Genomic DNA, 20,387 nt, shown 5'->3' with positions numbered 1-20,387 from the left:
CTTCCTCGTGACGTGCCGCCCTGAGGAAGGTCTCCCCCATGAACCGCTCCAGTCGCTCCTCGTACCAGAGCTCCAACTCCCGCTCCGGCGGCTCCGCCTACGGCTCCCGCTCCGGCAGCAGCTCCTTCTACGGCGACCGGCCCACCGGCGGCCGGAACGCCTCCGGTCGCACTGCCCGTCAGAACTCTTCCCCGCAGGGCGAGTTCGCCATGCCGGTCAGCACCACCCCGGCGCTGCCGGCCGTCGAGTCCTTCGACGAACTGGACATGCCCAAGGCGCTGCTGTCGGTGCTGACCCGACAGGGCGTCACCTCACCGTTCCCGATCCAGGCCGCCACCCTGCCGAACTCGCTGGCCGGACGTGACGTCCTCGGACGAGGCCGCACCGGCTCCGGCAAGACCATCGCGTTCGGCCTCGCCGTGCTGGCCCGCACCGCCGGGCAGCAGGCCGAGCCGCGTCGGCCGCTCGCGCTGGTGCTGGTCCCCACCCGTGAGCTGGCCCAGCAGGTCACCGAGGCGCTCACCCCCTACGCCCACGCGGTGCGCCTGCGGATGGCGACCGTGGTGGGCGGCATGTCGATCGGGCGCCAGGCCCAGGCCCTGAACCGCGGGGCGGAGGTCGTGGTGGCCACCCCCGGCCGTCTCAAGGACCTGATCCAGCGCGGCGACTGCCAGCTCGACGGGGTCGGCATCACGGTGCTGGACGAGGCCGACCAGATGGCCGACATGGGCTTCCTGCCGCAGGTCACCGAGCTCCTCGAACAGGTCGCCGAAGGCTGCCAGACGATGCTGTTCTCCGCCACCCTGGACCGCAACGTCGACCGGCTGGTGCGGCGCTTCCTGAAGGACCCGGTCACCCACTCGGTGGACCCGTCCGCGGGAGCGGTCAGCACCATGGAGCACCACGTGCTGCACGTGCAGAACTTCGACAAGAACGCCACGATCGCCCATATCGCCTCCCGTGACGGCGGGGTGATCATGTTCATCGACACCAAGCACGGCGCGGACCGCCTCGTGCTCGACCTGCTCGCCAACGGAGTGAAGGCGGCCGCGCTGCACGGCGGCAAGTCCCAGCCGCAGCGCACCCGCACCCTGGAGCAGTTCCGCAACGGCCAGGTCACCGCGCTGATCGCCACCAACGTCGCCGCCCGCGGCATCCACGTCGACGGGCTCGACCTGGTCGTCAACCTGGACCCGCCGGCCGACCACAAGGACTACCTGCACCGCGGCGGGCGCACCGCCCGGGCCGGCGAGTCCGGCACCGTCGTCACCCTGGTCCTGCCCAACCAGCGCCGTGAGATGGCCCGCATGATGACCACCGCCGCCATCACCCCCGTCACCACCAGGGTCAGCGCAGGCGGCGAGGACCTGGCACGCATCACCGGCGCACGCGTGCCCACCGGCATCCCCACCGTGATCGCCGACCCCGTCGTCGAGCGCCCGCGCCGCAGCACCTCCGCAAGCCGCAACCGCCGCAGCCGGCCCGCCCACGCCAGCCGCACCCCGCAGACCACCGCCGGCTCCCGCAGCGCAGCACCCAAGCGCGTCGCCCTCGCCGCATAGGACGCCGCCCGGGCCCGCACCGTTCAGACGGCGGCCAGGGCCGCCCTGCAGTCACGGCCGAGGCGCACCTCAGCGGCGGCACGGGCCTGGCCGATGTCGGGGCTTCGGGGGCGCGTCGCCCACCCAGCGGAGTTCCGGTTGACACCGACGAAGCCACCCGTCGGATGCGTCTGCGGCTACTGGCGCCGGTAGTGCTCCTGAACCTGCTCGCGGAAGGCGATATCGCCAGGTGTCCTGCTCGGGTCGTACTGGGGCGACTGCCTGATCTCGTCCTTGGTTCGGTCGACGTGGACGGTCCGTTCGTCGCGGTCGATGCGGGTGATGGTGCCGGCCGGGAGCAGGACGTGGGTACCGAAGGTCCGCGGCCCGGTGTCGACCACGAGGTACGCGGAGCCGACCTCGTCGGTCTGCTGGTCGATCCTGCCGAGGTGGCCGTCGACGGCCTCGACCCGGTAGCCGGTCAAGCTGAGGCCAGGTTCGTAGTTCGAGTCCGGGCGGTAACTCCAGAGTTCGCGGCTCACGGGTGAGGTCCTTCCTCCGGTTGACGGAGCTGGATGTCGGGTCTGCTGCGGCAGCCTCGGCCTCACTCTCAACCGTACTTACTCAGGTTGGACTCCGCGCCTGCGCCACGGGGACAGCTACCGGTCTTGCCCGGTAGAGGGAGCGCCGTCCCCCACCCCCTCCAAGACGACCCGCCGGAGGCACGCGACTGCCGGGAACGCGCGCTCCTCACCCGCTACCCTGCCGTGTTGGGGTCAGCGTGGTGCGTTCACGGGCGTCGTAGGCGCGGGAGGCGGCAGTAGCGTTCGCCTCCTTCTACTGCAACAGTTAGCCCGGGGGCGATCTCCCTGTGCCCGGGTCCTGCACCCGAACCGCAGCACGCGCCCGGTACTGGCGGGCCTGCCCCCTGGACACCGTCGGGCGAGCACGCAGCCGTGCCTCAAAGGTAGCGAGGTCACAGCGAAGTGAAGCTGCTCCCGCAGGTACGCAAGGGTTCTGGCAGAAATCGGTGGCTGGGGTTCTTGAGCGCCCCCGATTCATACCAGCCGTCCCACACGTCCGTGCCAGAGCAAGCACCGCTGGTGTCCCTCTGGGGAGTGAACCGCGCAGGAGCGGCACGAATCCGTCCATGGGAGCGCTACGTTGGTGTCCCGTCACAGACCTTTTGAGGAGAACCGGCGGCGTGACCAGCGAGCAGGATGCCATCAACACGGCCGTGGCCGCCGTCGTCTCCGCAGTACGGGCCGGTGACACCGCCGCTCTGTACGAGGCCGTGATGCCACCGGCTGGCGTGAGAACGCCTCCCGACGAGGCCGCCAGGTGGTTCGGCTTGCTCCTGATCCACCTGGCGCTTGCCGCCTCGGCGGCCTGCGAGTTGGAACGGGGCTGTTCCCGGGAGGCCGTCTCGCGGTGGATCGCGGATGTGCTGGGGCCGCCGCTCACCCCCGCGCTGATCCGTAGTGCGGACCCAGCCCGCATCGACCACGTCGCGGCCGCCAGTGCCGCGGCCGACCACGCCCGGTACGTCGCGTACACCGTCGACCTGTTGGGGGTGGGCCTTGCCACGCCGGGCGAGGACGTGGACACGCGGATCGTCGACGCCCACCAGGCGGCGACGAACGACAAGACGGCACGCATCAACGTGATCGCGCTGCTCGGCAGGCTGGCCGCTGCGCCCTCCCGGCAAGGGTGAGCCCGGGCGGCACCTTCGCTCTGTCGGGCTCCACCGAGCGGGCAAGGGGTGCCGCGAGTCCGGGTTCGCCGTCGCGCCAGCCGCCGATCTCGGACAGGACGACGGCGCGGACCTGCGGGAAGCCGGTGGGCGTGTGGTCCTGGAGGCAGGGACCGTCAGGAAGCCGCCGCCGGTGCTGGGTTCGGTGCGGCGGCTGCGGGAGTGAAGCAGGACGGGAGAGGCCTGGACATGACGAGCCATCAGCCGCTAGCGTCCTGCCGCATGAGATGGGCCTCGTCGCGCAGGGAATCTCCAGGGCCGGACGCCCCGGGCACGGTGGAGCTGGCGTTCAGGCCGGTGCGTGCGGCCGGCTTCTACTACCCGTCCTACCCGCTGATCGCAGTGCCCGGTGTGGATCTTCTGCGGTCACGGCAGGAGTTGGAGCTGTTCCAGGAGACGTCCACTGTCCGTTTCTTCCCCGAGGGGGAGCCAAAGCTCGACTGGAGCAGGGAATCGCTGCTCGTCGCCAGGCTCGGCATGCGGCCCAGTGGCGGTTACGCCGTGGATGTCGACCGCGTCACGCTGCACGGTTCCACGCTCACGGTCGACCTCTTCGAGGAGCGGCCGGGAGCTGGTGACGTGGCCATGGCGTTCGACTATCCGGTCACCGCCGCCGTGATCCCCGTCGTGCCCGCGGGCACGACGGTCCGCTGGCGGCACACGGACTTCCCCGACTGCGGGCTGCCCGGTTACCAGCCGCAGCCGCTGAGCGGTGCCGAAGCTGTGATCGACGCCCACGGCCACGTGCTGCGCGAGCTCGTGGGGCGGCGTCTCGAACGCATCTGGGCGCCCTGGGACCTCGACGGTGACGGCTGGTGCTACGACTACCCGGTGATCCTGGACATCGGCGGCACACGGGTCGAGTACCAGAGGAACAACGCGAACGAGTCGTGTCTCACGTTCAACAGCATTGACCCGTCCGCCGTGATCTCTCCACCGGCCGGGTCCAGGTACCGGAACGTCGTCTGGCGGCCCCCGCCCGCGGCAGAGCTCAGTGCCCTCCACGGCAGAACGGTGACCGAGGTCGTGGTTGTCGAGTGGTACCAACTGGAGGACGAGAACGCCGGACGCACGGCGCTCGGCCTGCGCTTCGGCGAGGACTGGATCACCGTCCAAAACGACTACGCCCGCTTCGGCCTGTCCCGCGAGGAGCCGCCCGTCTGGCTCCGCCGGCACGCGCTCTGACAGCGCCTGCCCAGAGGCTCAGCGCCGGCTGCGCCACGTCCGCTCCGGTGGTGTCGGGGTTGGGTTCAGCGTGGTGCGTTCACGGGCGTCGTAGGCGCGGGGTGGGACAGCGCTGGGTGGTCGGCGACGACGGTGCAGGAGCCGGGGGCGATCTCGGTGAAGCCGGCGTCGCGGACCAGCGGGAGGTCACCGGTCGTCAGAACCGCCCAGTGGGCGGGGGTGGCGGTGCGGACCGCGAGGGCGAAGCCGCTCTCGGCCCACTCCTTGCGCTCGGCGTCGTCCAGCCGCCACCAGGCGAGCTGGGCGGCGTGGCCGGTCTGGGCCATGGTCTTGCCGGCGGTCATCTCCAGCTCCGGGTTGAGCCAGAGCACCGGCAGGCCGGGCTCGGGGGCGGCGGGCGGGGTGGGGTCGTCCAGGTCGGTGCCGGAGACCTGGAGCTTGGCCAGCTCCTTGGGCCAGCCGTCCAGCGGGACGGGCGGGTAGACCCGCACCTCGGCCTCGCCGCCCATGACCGTGATCCCCGGCAGCTCGGCCGCCTTGCGCCACTCACCGCCGCGGGCCCGGCGGACCACCTTGCGGATCCGGGCGTCCTCCCAGGCGTGCACCAGCTCGGCCCACTCGCCGTCACCGGTGGCGCGCGGGTCGGCGAGCAGGGTCAGCACGGCGCGCGCGGAGGTCTCCAGCGCGTCGGTGCGGGCCGGCGGGTCGGCCTTCTCCAGGTGCAGCACCAGCGGCAGTACGTACTGCGGGTTGGCGTCGCGCTCTGCGGGGTCGCCTGCGGGACTGGGGGCGTCGAAGGGAGTACTCACCCGGACAGGCTACCGGCGGTAGCCGCGGGCGGGGTCGCGCTCCTCGGCCTCCTCGTAGGGCAGGAACCAGCCCTCGGGGTGGGTGGCGGCCAGGACGTTGTCCAGGCGGACGGCGCTGTCCTCGTCCGGGTCCTGGCCCGCCAGGTCGTAGACGCCGAGCAGTTCGTCGGCGCAGCCGTCCCAGTCGTAGTCGTAGAGGTCGGCGGGCAGATCGCCCATCAGGTCGGCCACGGCCTGGGGCTGGGAGCCCAGCAGCGAACGTGCGTCGAGCAGCGCCAGGCGCAGTGCGAGCTCCTCGCCGGGGCAGCGCGGCAGCGGCCATTCACCCAGGCCCAGGTCCTCGGCGAGGTCGTCGTAGGCGCGGGCCATCGCGCGGCGCCAGGAGCGGTGCATCACCCAGCTGCGGCGCGGCAGGCGGGCGAAGACGGCCCAGTCGTGCTCGTCCCCGTCGGTCACCGGGTCGTCGCCGTGCTCCTCCAGGTCGTCGTAGGCGGCGTCGGCCAGGGCGAGCAGCTGGGTGTGCAGCAGGCAGGCGGTGCGCGGGGTGAGCGACCAGTCCCCCGGCTCGCCGTCCTCGGCGTCGAGCGGGAAGAGCTCGGCGAAGTCGGGGGCGAAGTCGTCGGTGGTGCTGATCTCCAGCGTGCCGCCGAGCGGCTCGATGCCGGGCAGCGCGCCGACCAGCCGGTCCGGGTGGAGCAGCGCGCCCAGTGCGGCGTGCGGATCCTCGGCGACCTCGCGGAGCAGCTCGCGGCGCTGGGCGGCCGGGTCGATGCCGGCGAAGTCCAGCTCCTCGACGGCTGCCAGGGCCGCGGCGCGCAGCGCGGGCCAGTCGGTGATCCGGATGCCCAGCACCACGGTCGCCTCGATCTCCAGCGCGCCCGGATTGTCCGTCGCTCCCGACCCCTGCGGATGACCGCTTCGCTCTCCCATGCGCCTACGGTACGGCCTTTCCCGCCGCCGCTCACCGGTCGGCGGCAGCTTTTCGCTTTCGGCCGTGGCTGCCACACGGAAAGGCGGTGTGCGCGCAGGATGGTGGCATGAGCAACCTTGACGAGTACGGCGGCGGGCAGAGCCCGAACGCGGACATCCTGGTGGTCACCACCAACGACGTTCCCGGCCACCGGGTGGACCGGGTGATCGGTGAGGTCTTCGGTCTGACGGTGCGCAGTCGGCACATCGGGACCCAGATCGGCGCCTCGCTGAAGTCGATGATGGGCGGCGAGCTGAAGGGACTCACCAAGACCCTGGTGGAGAGCCGCAACCAGGCGATGGAGCGGCTGGTCGAGCAGACCAGGGCACGCGGCGGCAACGCGGTGCTGGCCATGCGCTTCGACGTGACCGAGGCCGCCGACCTCGGGACGGAGATCTGCGCCTACGGCACGGCGGTGGTGGTCAGCCCGGCCGGCTGACCGGCCGGGAATCCAGGTCACGCCCCTGATGTTTCAGGGGCGTGACTGTTTACGGTGCAACAAACGTCGACGTGGTCGTCATCGGTGCCGGGCAGGCGGGCCTCTCCGCCGCCTACCACCTGCGGCGACGCGGCTTCGCCCCGTACGACGGCTTCGTGGTGCTGGACGCCGACCCGGCGCCGGGCGGCGCCTGGGCGCACCGCTCGCCGTCGCTGCGGATGGCCACCGTGCACGGCTTCCACGACCTGCCCGACTTCGAGCTGCCCGCGCCGGACCCGGCCGCCCCGGCCCGCGAGGTGGTGCCCGGGTACTTCGCCGCCTACGAGGCCCGGCACGCGCTGCCGGTGGTGCGGCCGGTGCGGGTGACGGCGGTGCGCCCGCAGCTCGGGGGCCGGCTGCTGGTGGAGAGCGACGCGGGCAGCTGGTCGGCCCGGGCGCTGATCAACGCCACCGGGACCTGGACCAGGCCGTTCGTCCCGCACTACCCCGGCCGCTTCGCCGGGCGGCAGCTGCACTACGCGGACTACCGCGGGCCGGAGGAGTTCGCGGGCCTGAGGGTGGCCGTGGTCGGCGGCGGGGCCTCGGCGATCCAGGTGCTGTCGGAGGTCGCGGCCGTCGCCGACACGCTCTGGGTGACGCGGCGTCAGCCGGTCTTTCGGGACGGGCCCTTCAGCCAGGAGGCCGGGCGGGCGGCGGTCGCGCTGGTGGAGGAGCGCGTGCGCCTGGGGTTGCCGGTGCGCAGCGTGGTGAGCGTCACCGGGCTCGGCCCGTCGGTGGCGCTGCGCCGCGCGCGGGAGTTGGACGCGCTGGACCGGCTGCCCATGTTCGACCGGCTGACCGAGCACGGGGTGGCCTGGGGCGAGCGGGAGGAGGCGGTGGACGCGATCGTCTGGGCCACCGGGTTCCGGCCGGAGGTCGGCCACCTGGCGCCGCTCGGGCTGCGCGAGCCGGGGGGAGGCATCCGGCTGGAGGGGACGCAGGCGGCGGCCGACCCGCGGGTGCACCTGGTCGGGTACGGGCCCTCGGCCAGCACCATCGGGGCCAACCGGGCCGGGCGCGCCGCGGTGAACGGCATCGTCGCGCTGCTGGGCGCGCCCGAACCCGCGTTGGCTCAGCGGTCGTAGTCGACCGTCACCCGGTCGGAGACCGGCCGGGCCTGGCAGGTCAGCACGTAGCCGGCCGCCAGCTCCTTCTCCTCCAGGGCGAAGTTGCGACGCATCGTCACCTCGCCCTCCGTCACCAGCGCCCGGCAGGTGCCGCAGACGCCGCCCTTGCAGGCGAACGGCAGGTCCGGACGGGCCTGCTGCGCGCCGTCCAGCACGCTGCGGTCGCGCGGCAGCCGCAGTTCGCTGCGCCGCCCGTCCAGCACCAGGGTGACCGTGCTGGCCTCGCCGTCGAAGGCCGCCTCCTCGGGGCGGTCGGCGATCGGCTCGTCCTCGGCGTGGAAGAGCTCCTGGTGCACCGCGGCCGGCGCGACGCCGAGCCCGGCGAGCAGGTCGCGGGCGCCGACCACCATGCCGTACGGGCCGCAGAGCCACCAGTGGTCCACCGACTCGACGTCCACCAGGGCCTTGAGCAGCGCGCCGACCCGCTCGGCGTCCAGTCGGCCGCTGAGCAGCTCGGCGTCGCGGGCCTCCCGGGAGAGCACGTGGACCAGCTCGAACCGGCTGAGGTAGCGGTCCTTCAGGTCGGCCAGCTCGTCGGCGAACATCACGGTGTCGCTGCGCCGGTTGCCGTAGAGCAGGGTGACCGTGGACTCGGGGTGGGCGGCCAGCACCGACCCGGCGATCGAGAGCATCGGGGTGATGCCGGAGCCGGCGGCGATCAGCACGTGGTGGGCCGGCAGGCTCAGGTCGGCGGTGAAGGTCCCGCCGGGCGGCAGCACCTCGACCGTGTCGCCGACCGCGGCGCGCCGCACCAACTGCCCGGAGAAGAGCCCGCCCGGCACCTCGCGCACCGCGATCCGCAGCGGCCCGCCGACCGGCGAGCAGATCGAGTACGAGCGGCGCTCGTCGGACTCGCCGGTGAGCCGGCGCAGGGTCAGCGTCTGGCCGGCCCGGAAGGCGTAGTCCTCGGCCAGCTCGGCCGGGACCTCGAAGGTGACCGCGACGGCGTCCTCGCACAGGCGGTCGACCGCGGAGATCCGCAGGGGCTGGAACTGCGGTCGGCGGAGCGCCATCAGATCTCCTTCATACGTTCGAACGGCTCGCGGCAGGCGCGGCAGCGCCAGAGCGCCTTGCAGGCGGTGGAGCCGAACCGGGACAGCTCCTCGGTGTCGGTCGAGCCGCACTGCGGGCAGGCGACGGAAAGCCGGGTGGGACCCAGCCGCAGAAGACCGTGCTCGGCGGCGGGCGGCGCGATCCCGGCCTCGGCCAGCTTGCGGCGGCCCTCGGCGGTGATCAGGTCGGTGCTCCACGGCGGGTCCAGGCGCAGCCGGACCGAGACGTCGACATAGCCGGCTTTCCGCAACCGGGCGTCGACGTCGGCGGCCATCTCGGCCACCGCCGGGCAGCCGGAGTACGTGGGGGTGAGCCAGACCGTGACGGCCTCGCCCTGCTGCTCGACGCCGGCCAGCACGCCGAGTTCGGCCAGCGTGAGCATCGGCAGCTCGGGGTCCACGACGGTGGCGGCCACCTCGGCGGGGGCGGGACGAGTGATCACCATGTCGCCCCCGGGTGCTCGCGGGCCACCGACTGGAACTCGGCCAGCAGCAGACCCAGCGCCTCGGTGTGCACGCCGTCGCGCCCGGCCCTGCCCCCGACCCGGGCCAGCGGCAGGGCGGTGGGGACCGTGAGACGGGCCGCGGTGACCACCTCGGCCAGCGCGGCGAGCACCGGCTCGCGCAGCACGGCCGGGTCGAGGCCGAGCCGCAGCTCCACCGCGTGCGGGGTGAACAGCTCCTCCAGCAGCGGCCAGACCGCGTCCAGGCCGGCCTGCATCCGCGTCGCCGAGTACGCCGTGCCGTCGCCCAGCCGCAGCGTCCAGGCGGTCGCGTACTCCCGGTGGTAGGCCAGCTCCTTGGCGCCGCGGACGGCGACCGCGCGCAGCACCGGGTCGGGCGCGTCGGCGAGCAGCTCGAAGAGCGCCCCGCGAGCGGTGGCGAAGAGCAGCAGCCGGGCCACCGAGAAGGCGAAGTCGCCGTTCTCGGCCTCCACCATCCGCACGTTGCGGAACTCGTGCTCGGCGCGCCAGTAGGCGAAGTCGTCCTCGCTGCGCCCGGTTCCGTCGGCCTGGCCGGCCCGGCTGAGCAGCAGCCGGGCCTGGCCGAGCAGGTCCAGGCCGAGGTTGGCGAGGGCGACCTCCTCCTCCAGCTCGGGGGCGCGGGTGCACCACTCGATCAGCCGCTGCGCCAGGATCAGCGCGTCGTCGCCGAGCATCTGGCAGTAGAGCGAGAGGTCGGCCCCGTCGACGTCCGGTGCCAGGGCGGTGTCCACGCCCAGCAGCGGATCGGCGAAGCCCGTCCCGTAGGCCCAGCGGGCCTCGGCCTCGTGGTCCGACTCGGCGAGCGTCAGGTAGACGTGATCGTCCGTCATGGTGACCCCCAGGTCAGATGTGCGGGACATCCTCGGGGATGTCGTAGAAGGTCGGGTGGCGGTAGACCTTGTCGCCGGCGGGCTCGAAGAACGGGTCCTTCTCGTCCGGCGTCGAGGCGGTGATGTCGCTGGAGCGCACCACCCAGAGGCTGACGCCCTCGTTGCGGCGGGTGTAGAGGTCCCGCGCGGCCAGCAGGGCCATCCGGTCGTCGGCGGCATGCAGCGAACCGACGTGCACGTGGTTCAGGCCGCGCCGGGGGCGCACGAAGACCTCGTAGAGCGGCCAGGACATGTCAGACATTGCGCTCCTCCTGCTTCGCCGCGTACGCCACGGCGGCTTCCCGTACCCAGGCGCCGTCCTCGTGCGCGGCCCGGCGGCGGTCGATCCGCTGGGTGTTGCACGGGCCGTTGCCCTTGATCACCTGCTGCAGCTCGGACCAGTCCGGCTCGCCGAAGTCCCAGCTGCCGCGCTCCTCGTTCCAGCGCAGCGCCGGGTCGGGGAGGGTGACGCCGAGGTGCTCGGCCTGCGGGAGGGTCATGTCCACGAAGCGCTGGCGCAGCTCGTCGTTGGTGTGCCGCTTGATCCGCCAGACCATCGACTGCGCGGTGTTCGGCGAGTCGCCGTCCGGCGGGCCGAACATCATCAGCGACGGCCACCACCAGCGGTCCACCGCGTCCTGCACCATCCGGCGCTGGCCCTCGGTGCCGCGCATCAGCGTCATCAGCAGCTCGTAGCCCTGCCGCTGGTGGAAGGACTCCTCCTTGCAGACGCGGACCATCGCTCGCGCGTACGGCCCGTAGGAGCAGCGGCAGAGCGGGACCTGGTTGCAGATCGCCGCGCCGTCCACCAGCCAGCCGATCACGCCGACGTCGGCGAAGCTGAGCGTCGGGTAGTTGAAGATCGAGGAGTACTTCTGCCGGCCGCTGATCAGCTTCTCGGTCAGCTCGGCGCGGTCCACGCCCAGCGTCTCGGCGGCGGCGTAGAGGTAGAGCCCGTGGCCGGCCTCGTCCTGGGCCTTGGCCAACAGGATCGCCTTGCGGCGCAGCGAGGGCGCCCGGGTGAGCCAGTTGCCCTCCGGCTGCATGCCGATGATCTCGGAGTGGGCGTGCTGGGCGATCTGCCGGATCAGGGTGGCCCGGTAGGCGTCCGGCATCCAGTCCCGCGGCTCGATCCGCTGCTCGGCGGCGACCACCGCATCGAAACGCTCCTCCAGAGCGGACTGTTCCTGCTGCACCATCGCTGCCTCCCGACTGACCGTTCGGTCGGGTCCATTGTGTAGCCGTTTCCCCACCCGTGACAAGGACCATCGGAAATGAGCGGGGGGCGGGCCCGAGTGGACCCGCCCCCCGCGGTGGCTCAGGAGCGGCTGCCCAGGCGCGGCAGCGGCACCGCGAGGAGGCCGGCCAGCAGGGCGATCCGCGGGCCCAGCAGCGCCAGCTCGATGTGCTCGTCGCGGGCGTGCGGGCCGGCGCCGACCGCCCCGAGGCCGTCCAGCGTCGGCAGGCCGCGGGCGCCGGCGAGGTTGGTGTCCCCGGCGCCGCCGGCCGGCGCGCCGTCCAGCTGCTGGCCGAGCGCGGCCGCCAGCGAGCGGACGTGCCGCAGCAGCTGGTTGCCGTCGCGCTCCGGCCAGGCCGGACGGCTGGAGAGCACCTCGGTGCGCACCAGTGCGCCGGGGCGCAGCGCGGTCAGGTGGGCGAGCGTGTCCAGCGTGCTGCGCTGGGCCTCCGGCGTCGAGAAGCGCAGGCCCAGCTCGGCCTCCGCCTGGCCGGCCACCACGTTCGCTCTGGTCCCGCCGTTGATCCGGCCGGTGTTCAGCTCGGTGCCCGGCAGGCCGGTGGCCAGCCCGCGGACGGCGACCAGCTGGTCCACCAGCTCGTCCACCGCCGAGGTGCCGTCCTCCGGGTGGTTGCCCGCGTGCGCCTCGTGGCCGGTGACGGTCAGCCGGACCCGGCTGACCCCGCGGCGGGCGGTCTTCAGCCGGCCGTCCTCGTGCGGCGGTTCCAGGCCCAGGACGGCGGCGGCGCCGGGGAGCTGGCGCTCCACCACGCGGCGGCCGTCCGGGCTACCGATCTCCTCGTCCGCGGTCACCACCACCCGCACCGAGCGGTGCGGGCGCAGGCCGAGGTCGGCGAGGAGCGCGAAGGCGCCTTCGAGGAGGGCGAGGCCCCCCTTCATGTCCAGCACGCCGGGACCGCTGAGCACGCCGTCGTGCTCCTCCACCGGCCAGTCGGCCAGCGTGCCGGCCGGCCAGACGGTGTCGTGGTGGCCGACGAAGAGCAGGTGCGGGAGGCTCTCGTCCTGGCCGGCCCAGTTCAGCAGCAGGTGGTCGCCGGCCGGGCCGGGCTCGCGGCTCACCTGGGCGCCGGTCGCCCGGTAGCCGGCCGCCAGCTCCTCGGCGAGCGTGTTCAGCCGCTCGGCGTCGCCGCTCGGGGACTCCATTCTGGCCAGGTCGGCGCAGCGGCTGCGGACGGCGGCGGAGAGGGTGCGGGCGCGGGCGGCGAGGGTGCTCGGCAGGCCGGGCAGCGCCTCGGCCCTGGGGGCCGGGTCCTCACCGCCACCGGTACCTGGCGCGGCCGGCGCGTCGCCGGAGCCCGTCGCGGGGGCCGGCGGACGGGCGGACGGCTCCGCGGAGCGGGCCGCGGTGCCGGTGCCGTGCGGGCTCACCGGACACCTCCGAGGCGGCTGCCCGTATTCAGCGGCGCACCCGAGAGCCCGCGCGGCGCAGCCGTGCCGTGCGGGCGCGCGGTACGGCTGCGCTGCACACCCGCCGGTGGCCTGGGGTCGCGTAGTGCGATGGAACCGCTGGTCGTCATGCGTCCTCCTCGCTCGATCCGGTGGCCCCGGCTCACCCGGGACCGCCGTGGACACCGGCCTCCCGCTCGTGGCGCGCGATCGCGCCGCGTGATGAGGAAGCCGAGAGGTGAGCCTAGAAGAACCGTTCGGTTTCCTGCGAGGTGGCCCTGGTCCGGGGGATGCGCACGCGCTCCGCACGGGTGTGTCGCGGGCCCGGCGCAGGCGCGGCGCGGGCCGGGCGCGGGGGGCGGTGCGTGCCCGGGGCGCTGGGCGGGGGCGCGGGGTGTCGCCGTGTGTCGCGTGTCGCGTGGGGGGGTGTGTCGCGGGGTGTGTCGCGGCGGGTCGGACCGGGGTCGTCCGGTGCGGACGCGGTCGGTGGATCGCTTCCGTACCCCCACGATGGACCCGCCCGACGCCTTCGGCAGGCCGAACCCGCCCCGGCGCGCCCGAACCGCGCCGGACGGGTGACGGCGGGTCGGCCGCCGCCGCGCGCCCCCTCCGGGCGACCGGGCGCCGCCGCGATGATGCGCAGGATGACGCGGGGTCAGCAGCCGAGGAGCGTGGTGGCGGATGAGCGTGACGGTGCGTGACAACCCGCCGGAGCAGGGCTTCGAGGCCCCGCCCGTGACCGAGCGCGAGCCGCCCGCCCGGCCGACCGAGGTGACCCGGACGGCGGACGGACGGCTGCTGCTACTGCTGCTGTTCCTGCTGGTCGGCGCCTGCCGGGCCTGAGCCCGCTGTGCCCGATCCTGCTGTGCCTACCGGCGCCTCAGCCGATCTTGACCAGCTGCCAGCGCTGGTTGGCGCCGCCGTCGGCCGGCCACTGGATCGCCTTGGCGCCCATCAGCAGCGACGCGCCGTCGACGTCCAGCAGCTCGCCGTCCGAGCGGGACTCCAGCGTGTAGCTGCCGCCGCCGGTCGGGACCACCAGCCACTGCTGGTTGGTGCCGCCGTTCGCCGACCAGAGGTCCAGCTGGGTCTCCGGGACGGTGCTCAGGTTCGGCACGTCCAGCACCTTGCCGCTGGCCACGCCGGTGACCGTGTAGTAGCCGTCGCCGGTGGAGGTGAGCCGCCACTGCTGGTTGGCGCCGCCGTCGGCGGGCCACTGGATGACCGGGGTGCCGTCGGCGGTGCCCTGGGCGTAGGCGTCGAGCAGCTGGCCGCTGTTCGCGCTGACCAGCCGGTAGGTGCCGTCCAGCGCAGTGGGAGCGCCGGGAGTGATGGTCAGGTTGCTGAACTGCGCGCCGTAGTAGCCGCCGGTGCCGAGCGCGATCTGGCCGGCGCCGTAGCTGGAGTCGCTCACCGTGGCGACCGTCGCGCCGTCGATCCGCGCGGTGATCGTGCTGCCCTGGAAGGACAGCGCCAGGTTGTGCCAGCTGCCCAGGCCCGGCGCGGCCACCGAGCCGCTCGCCAGGGTGGTGAAGGCCCAGGTGCCGTTGCTCTTCAGCAGGGTCCAGCTGCCGGTGTCGCTGATCTTCAGGTTGTAGGCGTTCAGCCCGTTGTTGTTCCGGCCCTGGGTGCCGACCCGGCCGAGCAGCTCGGCGGTCCCCGCGTGCTGGAGCAGCACGTCGGAACTGACCGTGTAGTCGCTCCAGCTCAGGTCGCCCATCAGGGTGTACGGCTGGTCGGCGGCCTCGTCGGTCCAGCGGATCGGGGTGGTCGGGGCCTGCTGCTGGAGGCAGCGTCCGGCCCGGCCGCCGTCGCACGGCTCGGTCTCGAAGGCGCCGTTCATCGCCGCGAAGTAGCGGGCCTCCTGGCCGGTGGCGGTGCCGGCCAGCGAGTCGCTGTAGGGCAGCGCGAGGACGCCGCGCTGCGGGGAGGCGGCGGGGGCCGCGCCCTGGCCGGTAGTGGTGGTGACGGTGTAGAGGTGGCCCGGCTGGAGGGTGAGCTGGTAGCCGCCGGGTGCGGCGGTGAGGTCGGGGCCGGGGACCAGGTGGGCGGTGGCGGCGCTGCTGGAGAAGTCGGTGGACCACACGTGCAGTGCTCCGGCCGGGAGCCCGCCCGCCACGTTCAGGGTGACGGTCTGCGCGGCCGTCGCGTCCATGGTCTCGAAGACGGTGCTCCAGGCGGCCTTGCCGGGGGCCGCGTAGCTGACGTAGCTGCCGTTCGAGCGGTTGCCGCCCAGGTAGCCGGAGGCGGAGTCCAGGTACTGCCAGCCGGGGGCGGTGAACTGGCTGGTCTGCGCGATCGCCCAGGTGCTGCGGCCGACCGCGTAGGCGCCCGACCAGGGCTGGTTCGCCGTGACCAGGCCCATCGAGTCGAAGCCGAGGTTCTGGTAGAGCGAGGCCACCACCGGCCAGTTGATGTAGGCGGTGAGCTTGGCGTCGAGGTAGCCGCGGTTGATGGCGCGGGCGATCGGCGCGGCTCCGGTGTCGGCGTCCTCCGAACCGTTCTCGCTGGCCCAGAGCTGCTTGCCGGTGGCCAGCGCGTCCGGGGTGGTGGAACAGGTCTGCATGGCGGACATGTAGCCGCACGGGTAGTGCGCACCGACGATGTCCACGGCGCCGTCGAGCGCGCTGTCGCCGCGCATCGAGGTGGCGATCGACCAGGTGTCGTCGGCGCCGACCACCTGGGTGCGGGTGTAGCCCTTGGCGGCGAGGGTGGCGTGCAGGTTCTCGTACCAGGCGGCGTTGTAGCCGCGCTCGTTCCAGCCGCCGAGGTAGTCGATGGCGAGGCCGTGCTGCTGGGCGCAGCCGAGCCAGGACATCAGGTAGTCGATCGTGTCCTGGGACCAGAAGTTGCCGTTGCCGACCCAGCCGGGGGCGCCCCAGGCGAGGGCGTAGAGCTTGATGCCGGGGTTGCGGGCCTTGGCCTGCTCCATCAGCCACCACTCGTAGCCGTTGTTGCAGTCGACGGTGCCGCGGGTGTGCTCGATGGAGGACTCGGCGCCGTCGGTGGAGTTGGTGTCGCCGCCGATCTCGACCTTGAGGATCTGCAGGGCGGCGCCGGCGCCGGGCTTGAAGAGGTCGTCCAGGATCTGGCTGCGCTGCGGCTCGGGGTAGTCGAGCAGCAGGCGGGAGTTGCCGCCGCCGCCGCTGATGGCGCCGACGCCGTCGAAGGTGCGGCCGGTGGAGTTGCCGTCGACGGTGATGGCGGTGGCGGTGGTGGCGGCAGCGGGGGCCGAGGCGGGGGTGGCCGAGGCGGGGGTGGCCGAGGCGGGGGTGGGGGCCCGGCCGGTGGCCAGGGCGAGGCAGAGCGCGAGGACGGCGAGCGCTGCGGTACTTCGCAGGCGGCCGGTGGGGGAAGCGGTTCGCATCGTGGTGCAGCCCTCCCGTGGGCAGTGGATTGGGTGGTGGATTGTGCGGACTGTCCACTCAAAATCACACTCAGACAACCAAAATCAAACGGTAGGGAGCAGTCAACACACCGTCAAGATGCGTGCATGCCAGGAACGTTGCCGCTCGGATGGCGCAGCGTTCGCGCGGCGGCCTTGGCGCGCGCTCCTCCAGGGGGATGGAGTATGGACTGACAGATATTGAAATCTGTCATCCGTCATGCCATAGTTGTCCGCATAGCGACCACCACTCCCGACAGGAGCCCCCCGATGACCTCCGCCCCCACCCGCAAGCTCGGCACCAACGGCCCGACCACCTCCGCGCTCGGCCTCGGCGCCATGGGCATGTCCGACCTCTACGGCCCGGCCGACGAAGCCGAGAGCATCGCGACCCTGCACGCCGCGATGGACGCCGGCATCACGCTGATCGACACCGGCGACTTCTACGGCATGGGCCACAACGAGCTGCTGATCCACGAGGCACTGCGCGGACGCGACCGCTCGTCCGTCCAGATCAGCGTCAAGTTCGGCGCCCAGCGCGGCCCGGACGGCAGCTGGCTCGGCGTCGACGCGAGCCCCGCCGCCACCAAGACCGCCCTCGCCTACACGCTGCGCCGCCTGCGCACCGACTACGTCGACATCTACCGCCCCGCCCGGCTCGACCCGAACGTCCCGATCGAGGAGACCGTCGGCGCGATCGCCGACCTGGTGCAGGCCGGCTTCGTGCGGCACATCGGCCTCTCCGAGGTCGGCGCCGACACGCTGCGCCGCGCGTCCGCCGTCCACCCGATCAGCGACCTGCAGATCGAGTACTCGCTGCTCTCCCGCTCCCTGGAGGCCGCCGTCCTGCCGACCGCCCGTGAGCTCGGCATCGGCATCACCGCGTACGGCGTGCTCTCGCGCGGCCTGCTGAGCGGCCACTGGGCCAAGGACCGCGAGATGGCCGGAACCGACTTCCGCGGCCACAGCCCGCGCTTCCAGGGCGACAACCTGAGCCACAACCTGGCCCTGGTGGACGCCCTGCGCACGATCGCCGAGGCCAAGGGCGTCAGCGTCGCGCAGGTGGCCATCGCCTGGGTGGCCTCGCGCGGCGAGGACATCGTGCCGCTGGTCGGCGCGCGCCGCCGCGAGCGGCTGGCGGAGGCACTGGGCTCGCTGGACGTCGTGCTCAGCGCGGCCGACCTGGCGGCCATCGAGACCGCCGTCCCGGCGGGCGCCGCCGCCGGGGACAGGTACGCTGCGGCACAGATGGCCCACCTCGACAGCGAGCACTGACACCGCGAGCACAGACGCACCCGGCACCGGGTACCCGTGACCCGGTGCCGGAACCAGTAAGGACGTACCACCCCGTGACCACCGACAGCGCACTCACCCCCGAGCAGATCCTGAGCGCGGCGGAGGACGTCCTGCGGCGGTTCGGCCCGGCCAAGGCCACCGTGGTGGACATCGCGCGCGCCCTCGGGGTCAGCCACGGCAGCGTCTACCGCCACTTCCCCAGCAAGGCCGCCCTGCGCGAGGCCGTCACCCAGCGCTGGCTGGACCAGGCGCACGACAGCCTGCAGGCCGTCACCGCCGAGACCGGCCCGGCCGGCGAACGGCTGCACCGCTGGCTCGCCACGCTGTTCGCCGCCAAGCGCCGCAAGGCCCTGGACGACCCCGAGCTGTTCGCCACCTACCTGTCGCTGGTCGGCGAGCACAGCAACACGGTCGCCGAGCACGTCGAGGTGCTCACCGGCCAGATCGCCGTGATCGTCCAGGACGGCATCTGGCAGGGCGAGTTCACTCCCGCCCACGTGCCGACCACGGCCCGCGCGGTGTTCCAGGCCACCGCGCGCTTCCACGACCCGGCGCACGCCGCGGACTGGGCCGGCGAGCAGGCCACCGCGGACTTCGAGGCGCTCTGGGCGCTGCTCAGGGCCGGTCTCACCGGGCGCTGGGGGAGCTCCGACGAAGGTTCAGGAAAGGGTGGCGCACCGTCGGGCAAGCGTGCCGCAGCCGCCCCTGAGGGTCGGTGAAATCCGTTTTCCACCGCCGGAGTTGATGATTTCGACTCGGCAAAAGATTGACGCGCACCTTGCAGCCCGCCGTGAACGCGCACTAACGTCAGGCCCGCACCAGCCCGGTATCGCCGGGGTGGTGCGGGCCGACTCATGTCATGCCCCTGACACCACCGGTTAGGCGCTAGTTCCCCCACCCGCGACCGGGCCGCGAACGAGCGGTCGGCCGCGCTTCTGCACAGCGCCACCCCCTGCACCTGATCTGCGTCCGCGCGGCATGCACCCATGCGCGGACACGCTCCGGCCGACGACTACCAGGCGTCGGCCATCCGCACGTGCCGAGATCCACCAGCACCGGGCGCTCCCCACGCACCGGCGTCACCCCAGCCGGGTGGAAGCGACCCCGACCCCCACGGAGGGTTCTCTCTTGCGCACCCAAACACCCAGCGGTCCGCGTCAGCGCAAGCTGCGCGCGCTGACCGCGGCCGTACCGGCCTTCGCGCTGACCGCGATGGGCCTGCTGGCCTTCACCGCTCCCGCGGCACAGGCCACCGGCGCCACCAGCGCCAACCCGGTCAGCGTCAAGCACGTCTGCGCCGCTCCGACGCACCCGGGCGAGATGGCCTGCCTGGCCCTGGCCCGTACGGACATCATGGAGCCGAAGGTGCTGTCGCCGAACGCGACACCGTCCGGCTACGGCCCCTCGGACCTGCAGAGCGCGTACAAGCTGCCCGCCAACGGCGGCGCCGGCGCGACCATCGGCATCGTCGACGCGCAGGACGACCCGAACGCGGAGTCCGACCTGGCCGCCTACCGCAGCCAGTACGGCCTGCCCGCCTGCACCACCGCCAACGGCTGCTTCAAGAAGGTCGACGAGAACGGCGGCACCAGCTACCCCACCGGTGACACCGGCTGGGCCGGCGAGATCTCGCTGGACCTCGACATGGTCAGCGCCGCCGCGCCGAACGCCCACATCCTGCTGGTCGAGGCCACCTCGGCCAACATGAGCGACCTGGGCACCTCGGTCAACACCGCGGTCTCGCTGGGCGCCAAGTACGTCTCCAACAGCTACGGCGGCTCCGAGGACTCCACCGACACCAGCTCGGACAGCAGCTACTTCAACCACCCGGGCGTGGCGATCACCGTCTCCGCGGGTGACTCCGCCTACGGCGCCGAGTACCCGGCCTCCTCGCAGTACGTCACCTCGGTCGGCGGCACCGCGCTGACCCGCAACTCCAGCGCCCGCGGCTGGGGCGAGACCGTCTGGTCGACCAGCAGCACCGAGGGCACCGGCTCCGGCTGCTCGGCCTACGACCCGAAGCCGAGCTGGCAGACCGACACCGGCTGCTCCAACCGCACCGTCTCCGACGTCTCGGCGGTCGCCGACCCGGCCACCGGTGTCGCGGTCTACCAGACCTACGGCGGCTCCGGCTGGGCGGTCTACGGCGGCACCAGCGCCTCGTCGCCGATCATCGCCTCGGTCTACGCCGACGCCGGCACCCCCGGCTCGGGCGACTACCCCGCCAAGTACCCGTACCAGCACACCACCGCGCTGAACGACGTCACCAGCGGCAACAACGGCACCTGCTCGCCGAGTTACCTCTGCACCGCGGGCACCGGCTACGACGGCCCGACCGGTCTCGGCACCCCGAACGGCACCGCCGCCTTCGCCGCCGGCACCAGCACGGGCAACACCGTCACGGTGACCAGCCCGGGCAACCAGTCCACCACCAGCGGCAGTTCGGTCAGCCTCCAGGTCAGCGGCAGTGACTCGGCCTCCGGCCAGACCCTGACCTACTCCGCCACCGGCCTGCCGACCGGCCTGTCGATCAGCTCCTCGGGCCTGATCACCGGCACCGCCACCGCCGCCGGCACCTACAACGTGAGCGTCAAGGCCACCGACACCACCGGCGCCAACGGCTCCGCCTCCTTCACCTGGACCGTCAGCGGCTCCACCGGTGGCAACACCGTCACGGTGACCAGCCCCGGCAACCAGACCACCACCAGCGGCAGTTCGGTCAGCCTCCAGGTCAGCGGCAGTGACTCGGCCTCCGGCCAGACCCTGACCTACTCCGCCACCGGCCTGCCGACC

The 20,387-nt window shown here is 73.0% G+C and carries 19 protein-coding genes; 9 read left to right on the top strand and 10 right to left on the bottom strand.

Annotation, left to right across the window (positions count from 1 at the left end):
• Nucleotides 1–38: 38 nt before the first annotated feature.
• Nucleotides 39–1,562: a DEAD/DEAH box helicase gene (locus P3T37_RS14080; RefSeq protein ID WP_280723942.1), complete on the top strand. Its 1,524-nt coding sequence runs from the start codon at nucleotides 39–41 to the stop codon at nucleotides 1,560–1,562.
• A gap of 176 nt (nucleotides 1,563–1,738) precedes the next feature.
• Here the strand turns inward: P3T37_RS14080 and P3T37_RS14075 are convergent, their stop codons facing one another.
• A complete protein-coding gene (locus P3T37_RS14075) occupies nucleotides 1,739–2,083 on the bottom strand; it encodes a PRC-barrel domain containing protein (RefSeq protein ID WP_280723941.1) in 345 nt (114 codons plus the stop codon).
• A 662-nt stretch (nucleotides 2,084–2,745) separates the two neighbouring features.
• Here P3T37_RS14075 and P3T37_RS14070 point away from each other — a divergent pair.
• Both P3T37_RS14070 and P3T37_RS14065 read left to right on the top strand, forming a co-directional pair.
• Nucleotides 2,746–3,255, top strand: a complete 510-nt coding sequence (locus P3T37_RS14070; protein ID WP_280723940.1) for a hypothetical protein — start codon at nucleotides 2,746–2,748, stop codon at nucleotides 3,253–3,255.
• A 261-nt stretch (nucleotides 3,256–3,516) separates the two neighbouring features.
• Nucleotides 3,517–4,479, top strand: a complete 963-nt coding sequence (locus P3T37_RS14065; RefSeq protein WP_280723939.1) for a protease complex subunit PrcB family protein — start codon at nucleotides 3,517–3,519, stop codon at nucleotides 4,477–4,479.
• A gap of 65 nt (nucleotides 4,480–4,544) precedes the next feature.
• Here P3T37_RS14065 and P3T37_RS14060 read toward each other — a convergent pair whose 3' ends face one another.
• Nucleotides 4,545–5,288, bottom strand: a complete 744-nt coding sequence (locus P3T37_RS14060; protein WP_280723938.1) for a peptidyl-tRNA hydrolase — start codon at nucleotides 5,286–5,288, stop codon at nucleotides 4,545–4,547.
• Nucleotides 5,289–5,297: 9 nt separating this feature from the next.
• The gene (locus P3T37_RS14055; RefSeq protein WP_280723937.1) at nucleotides 5,298–6,218 is read right to left on the bottom strand and encodes a hypothetical protein; all 921 of its coding nucleotides are present in this window, start codon (nucleotides 6,216–6,218) and stop codon (nucleotides 5,298–5,300) included.
• Nucleotides 6,219–6,325: 107 nt separating this feature from the next.
• On the opposite strand from P3T37_RS14055, the gene P3T37_RS14050 reads away from it, so the two are divergent.
• Complete coding sequence (locus P3T37_RS14050) at nucleotides 6,326–6,697, top strand: YbjQ family protein (RefSeq protein WP_280723936.1); 372 nt, start codon at nucleotides 6,326–6,328, stop codon at nucleotides 6,695–6,697.
• 41 nt (nucleotides 6,698–6,738) lie between these two features.
• Nucleotides 6,739–7,821: an FAD-dependent oxidoreductase gene (locus P3T37_RS14045; protein ID WP_280723935.1), complete on the top strand. Its 1,083-nt coding sequence runs from the start codon at nucleotides 6,739–6,741 to the stop codon at nucleotides 7,819–7,821.
• Here the strand turns inward: P3T37_RS14045 and paaE are convergent.
• The 6 genes from paaE to P3T37_RS14015 all read right to left on the bottom strand — a co-directional run bounded on the left by paaE (nucleotide 7,809) and on the right by P3T37_RS14015 (nucleotide 12,895).
• Nucleotides 7,809–8,876, bottom strand: a complete 1,068-nt coding sequence (paaE, locus tag P3T37_RS14040; RefSeq protein WP_280723934.1) for a 1,2-phenylacetyl-CoA epoxidase subunit PaaE — start codon at nucleotides 8,874–8,876, stop codon at nucleotides 7,809–7,811. The two genes, P3T37_RS14045 and paaE, sit on opposite strands and share 13 nt — an antisense overlap.
• The gene (paaD, locus tag P3T37_RS14035; RefSeq protein ID WP_280723933.1) at nucleotides 8,876–9,361 is read right to left on the bottom strand and encodes a 1,2-phenylacetyl-CoA epoxidase subunit PaaD; all 486 of its coding nucleotides are present in this window, start codon (nucleotides 9,359–9,361) and stop codon (nucleotides 8,876–8,878) included. Before paaD ends, paaE begins: the two co-directional genes overlap by 1 nt.
• Nucleotides 9,355–10,230 carry a 1,2-phenylacetyl-CoA epoxidase subunit PaaC gene (gene paaC, locus P3T37_RS14030; RefSeq protein WP_280723932.1) on the bottom strand — a complete coding sequence of 292 codons (876 nt, stop codon included), beginning with the start codon at nucleotides 10,228–10,230 and terminating at the stop codon, nucleotides 9,355–9,357. Before paaC ends, paaD begins: the two co-directional genes overlap by 7 nt.
• 13 nt (nucleotides 10,231–10,243) lie before the next feature.
• A complete protein-coding gene (paaB, locus tag P3T37_RS14025) occupies nucleotides 10,244–10,531 on the bottom strand; it encodes a 1,2-phenylacetyl-CoA epoxidase subunit PaaB (RefSeq protein ID WP_280723931.1) in 288 nt (95 codons plus the stop codon).
• A complete protein-coding gene (gene paaA, locus P3T37_RS14020) occupies nucleotides 10,524–11,468 on the bottom strand; it encodes a 1,2-phenylacetyl-CoA epoxidase subunit PaaA (RefSeq protein ID WP_280723930.1) in 945 nt (314 codons plus the stop codon). The genes paaB and paaA overlap by 8 nt, the downstream gene beginning before the upstream one ends.
• Before the next feature lie 119 nt (nucleotides 11,469–11,587).
• Nucleotides 11,588–12,895 carry a M20 family metallopeptidase gene (locus P3T37_RS14015; protein ID WP_280723929.1) on the bottom strand — a complete coding sequence of 436 codons (1,308 nt, stop codon included), beginning with the start codon at nucleotides 12,893–12,895 and terminating at the stop codon, nucleotides 11,588–11,590.
• Between the two features lie 699 nt (nucleotides 12,896–13,594).
• Between P3T37_RS14015 and P3T37_RS14010 the strand changes: the two genes are divergently transcribed.
• Entirely contained in the window at nucleotides 13,595–13,756 is a 162-nt protein-coding gene (locus P3T37_RS14010) for a hypothetical protein (RefSeq protein WP_280723928.1), read from the top strand.
• Between the two features lie 37 nt (nucleotides 13,757–13,793).
• On the opposite strand, the gene P3T37_RS14005 is transcribed toward P3T37_RS14010, so the two are convergent.
• Complete coding sequence (locus tag P3T37_RS14005; protein ID WP_280723927.1) at nucleotides 13,794–16,280, bottom strand: RICIN domain-containing protein; 2,487 nt, start codon at nucleotides 16,278–16,280, stop codon at nucleotides 13,794–13,796.
• A gap of 288 nt (nucleotides 16,281–16,568) precedes the next feature.
• On the opposite strand from P3T37_RS14005, the gene P3T37_RS14000 reads away from it, so the two are divergent.
• From P3T37_RS14000 to P3T37_RS13990, 3 genes are all read left to right on the top strand, one after another.
• Nucleotides 16,569–17,573: an aldo/keto reductase gene (locus P3T37_RS14000; RefSeq protein WP_280723926.1), complete on the top strand. Its 1,005-nt coding sequence runs from the start codon at nucleotides 16,569–16,571 to the stop codon at nucleotides 17,571–17,573.
• A 74-nt stretch (nucleotides 17,574–17,647) separates the two neighbouring features.
• Nucleotides 17,648–18,313: a TetR family transcriptional regulator gene (locus tag P3T37_RS13995; RefSeq protein ID WP_280723925.1), complete on the top strand. Its 666-nt coding sequence runs from the start codon at nucleotides 17,648–17,650 to the stop codon at nucleotides 18,311–18,313.
• Between the two features lie 493 nt (nucleotides 18,314–18,806).
• On the top strand, nucleotides 18,807–20,387 hold a 1,581-nt coding region (locus P3T37_RS13990), incomplete at its 3' end, for a putative Ig domain-containing protein (protein WP_280724156.1).

The organism is Kitasatospora sp. MAA4 (genome assembly GCF_029893355.1).
Lineage (GTDB): Bacteria > Actinomycetota > Actinomycetes > Streptomycetales > Streptomycetaceae > Kitasatospora.
Note: the sequence above shows the minus strand (reverse complement) of the source record. Positions and strands in the feature narration are given on the sequence as shown.

Excerpts from the sequence above, each read along its gene's own strand:
- P3T37_RS14080 (WP_280723942.1), top strand. The coding sequence starts at position 39 with ATGAACCGCTCCAGTCGCTCCTCGTACCAGAGCTCCAACTCCCGCTCC.
- P3T37_RS14065 (WP_280723939.1), top strand. The coding sequence starts at position 3,517 with ATGAGATGGGCCTCGTCGCGCAGGGAATCTCCAGGGCCGGACGCCCCG.
- paaB (WP_280723931.1), bottom strand. The coding sequence starts at position 10,531 with ATGTCTGACATGTCCTGGCCGCTCTACGAGGTCTTCGTGCGCCCCCGG.
- P3T37_RS14010 (WP_280723928.1), top strand. The coding sequence starts at position 13,595 with ATGAGCGTGACGGTGCGTGACAACCCGCCGGAGCAGGGCTTCGAGGCC.
- P3T37_RS14005 (WP_280723927.1), bottom strand. The coding sequence starts at position 16,280 with ATGCGAACCGCTTCCCCCACCGGCCGCCTGCGAAGTACCGCAGCGCTC.
- paaD (WP_280723933.1), bottom strand. The coding sequence starts at position 9,361 with ATGGTGATCACTCGTCCCGCCCCCGCCGAGGTGGCCGCCACCGTCGTG.
- P3T37_RS14055 (WP_280723937.1), bottom strand. The coding sequence starts at position 6,218 with ATGGGAGAGCGAAGCGGTCATCCGCAGGGGTCGGGAGCGACGGACAAT.
- paaE (WP_280723934.1), bottom strand. The coding sequence starts at position 8,876 with ATGGCGCTCCGCCGACCGCAGTTCCAGCCCCTGCGGATCTCCGCGGTC.
- P3T37_RS14050 (WP_280723936.1), top strand. The coding sequence starts at position 6,326 with ATGAGCAACCTTGACGAGTACGGCGGCGGGCAGAGCCCGAACGCGGAC.
- P3T37_RS14000 (WP_280723926.1), top strand. The coding sequence starts at position 16,569 with ATGACCTCCGCCCCCACCCGCAAGCTCGGCACCAACGGCCCGACCACC.
- paaA (WP_280723930.1), bottom strand. The coding sequence starts at position 11,468 with ATGGTGCAGCAGGAACAGTCCGCTCTGGAGGAGCGTTTCGATGCGGTG.
- paaC (WP_280723932.1), bottom strand. The coding sequence starts at position 10,230 with ATGACGGACGATCACGTCTACCTGACGCTCGCCGAGTCGGACCACGAG.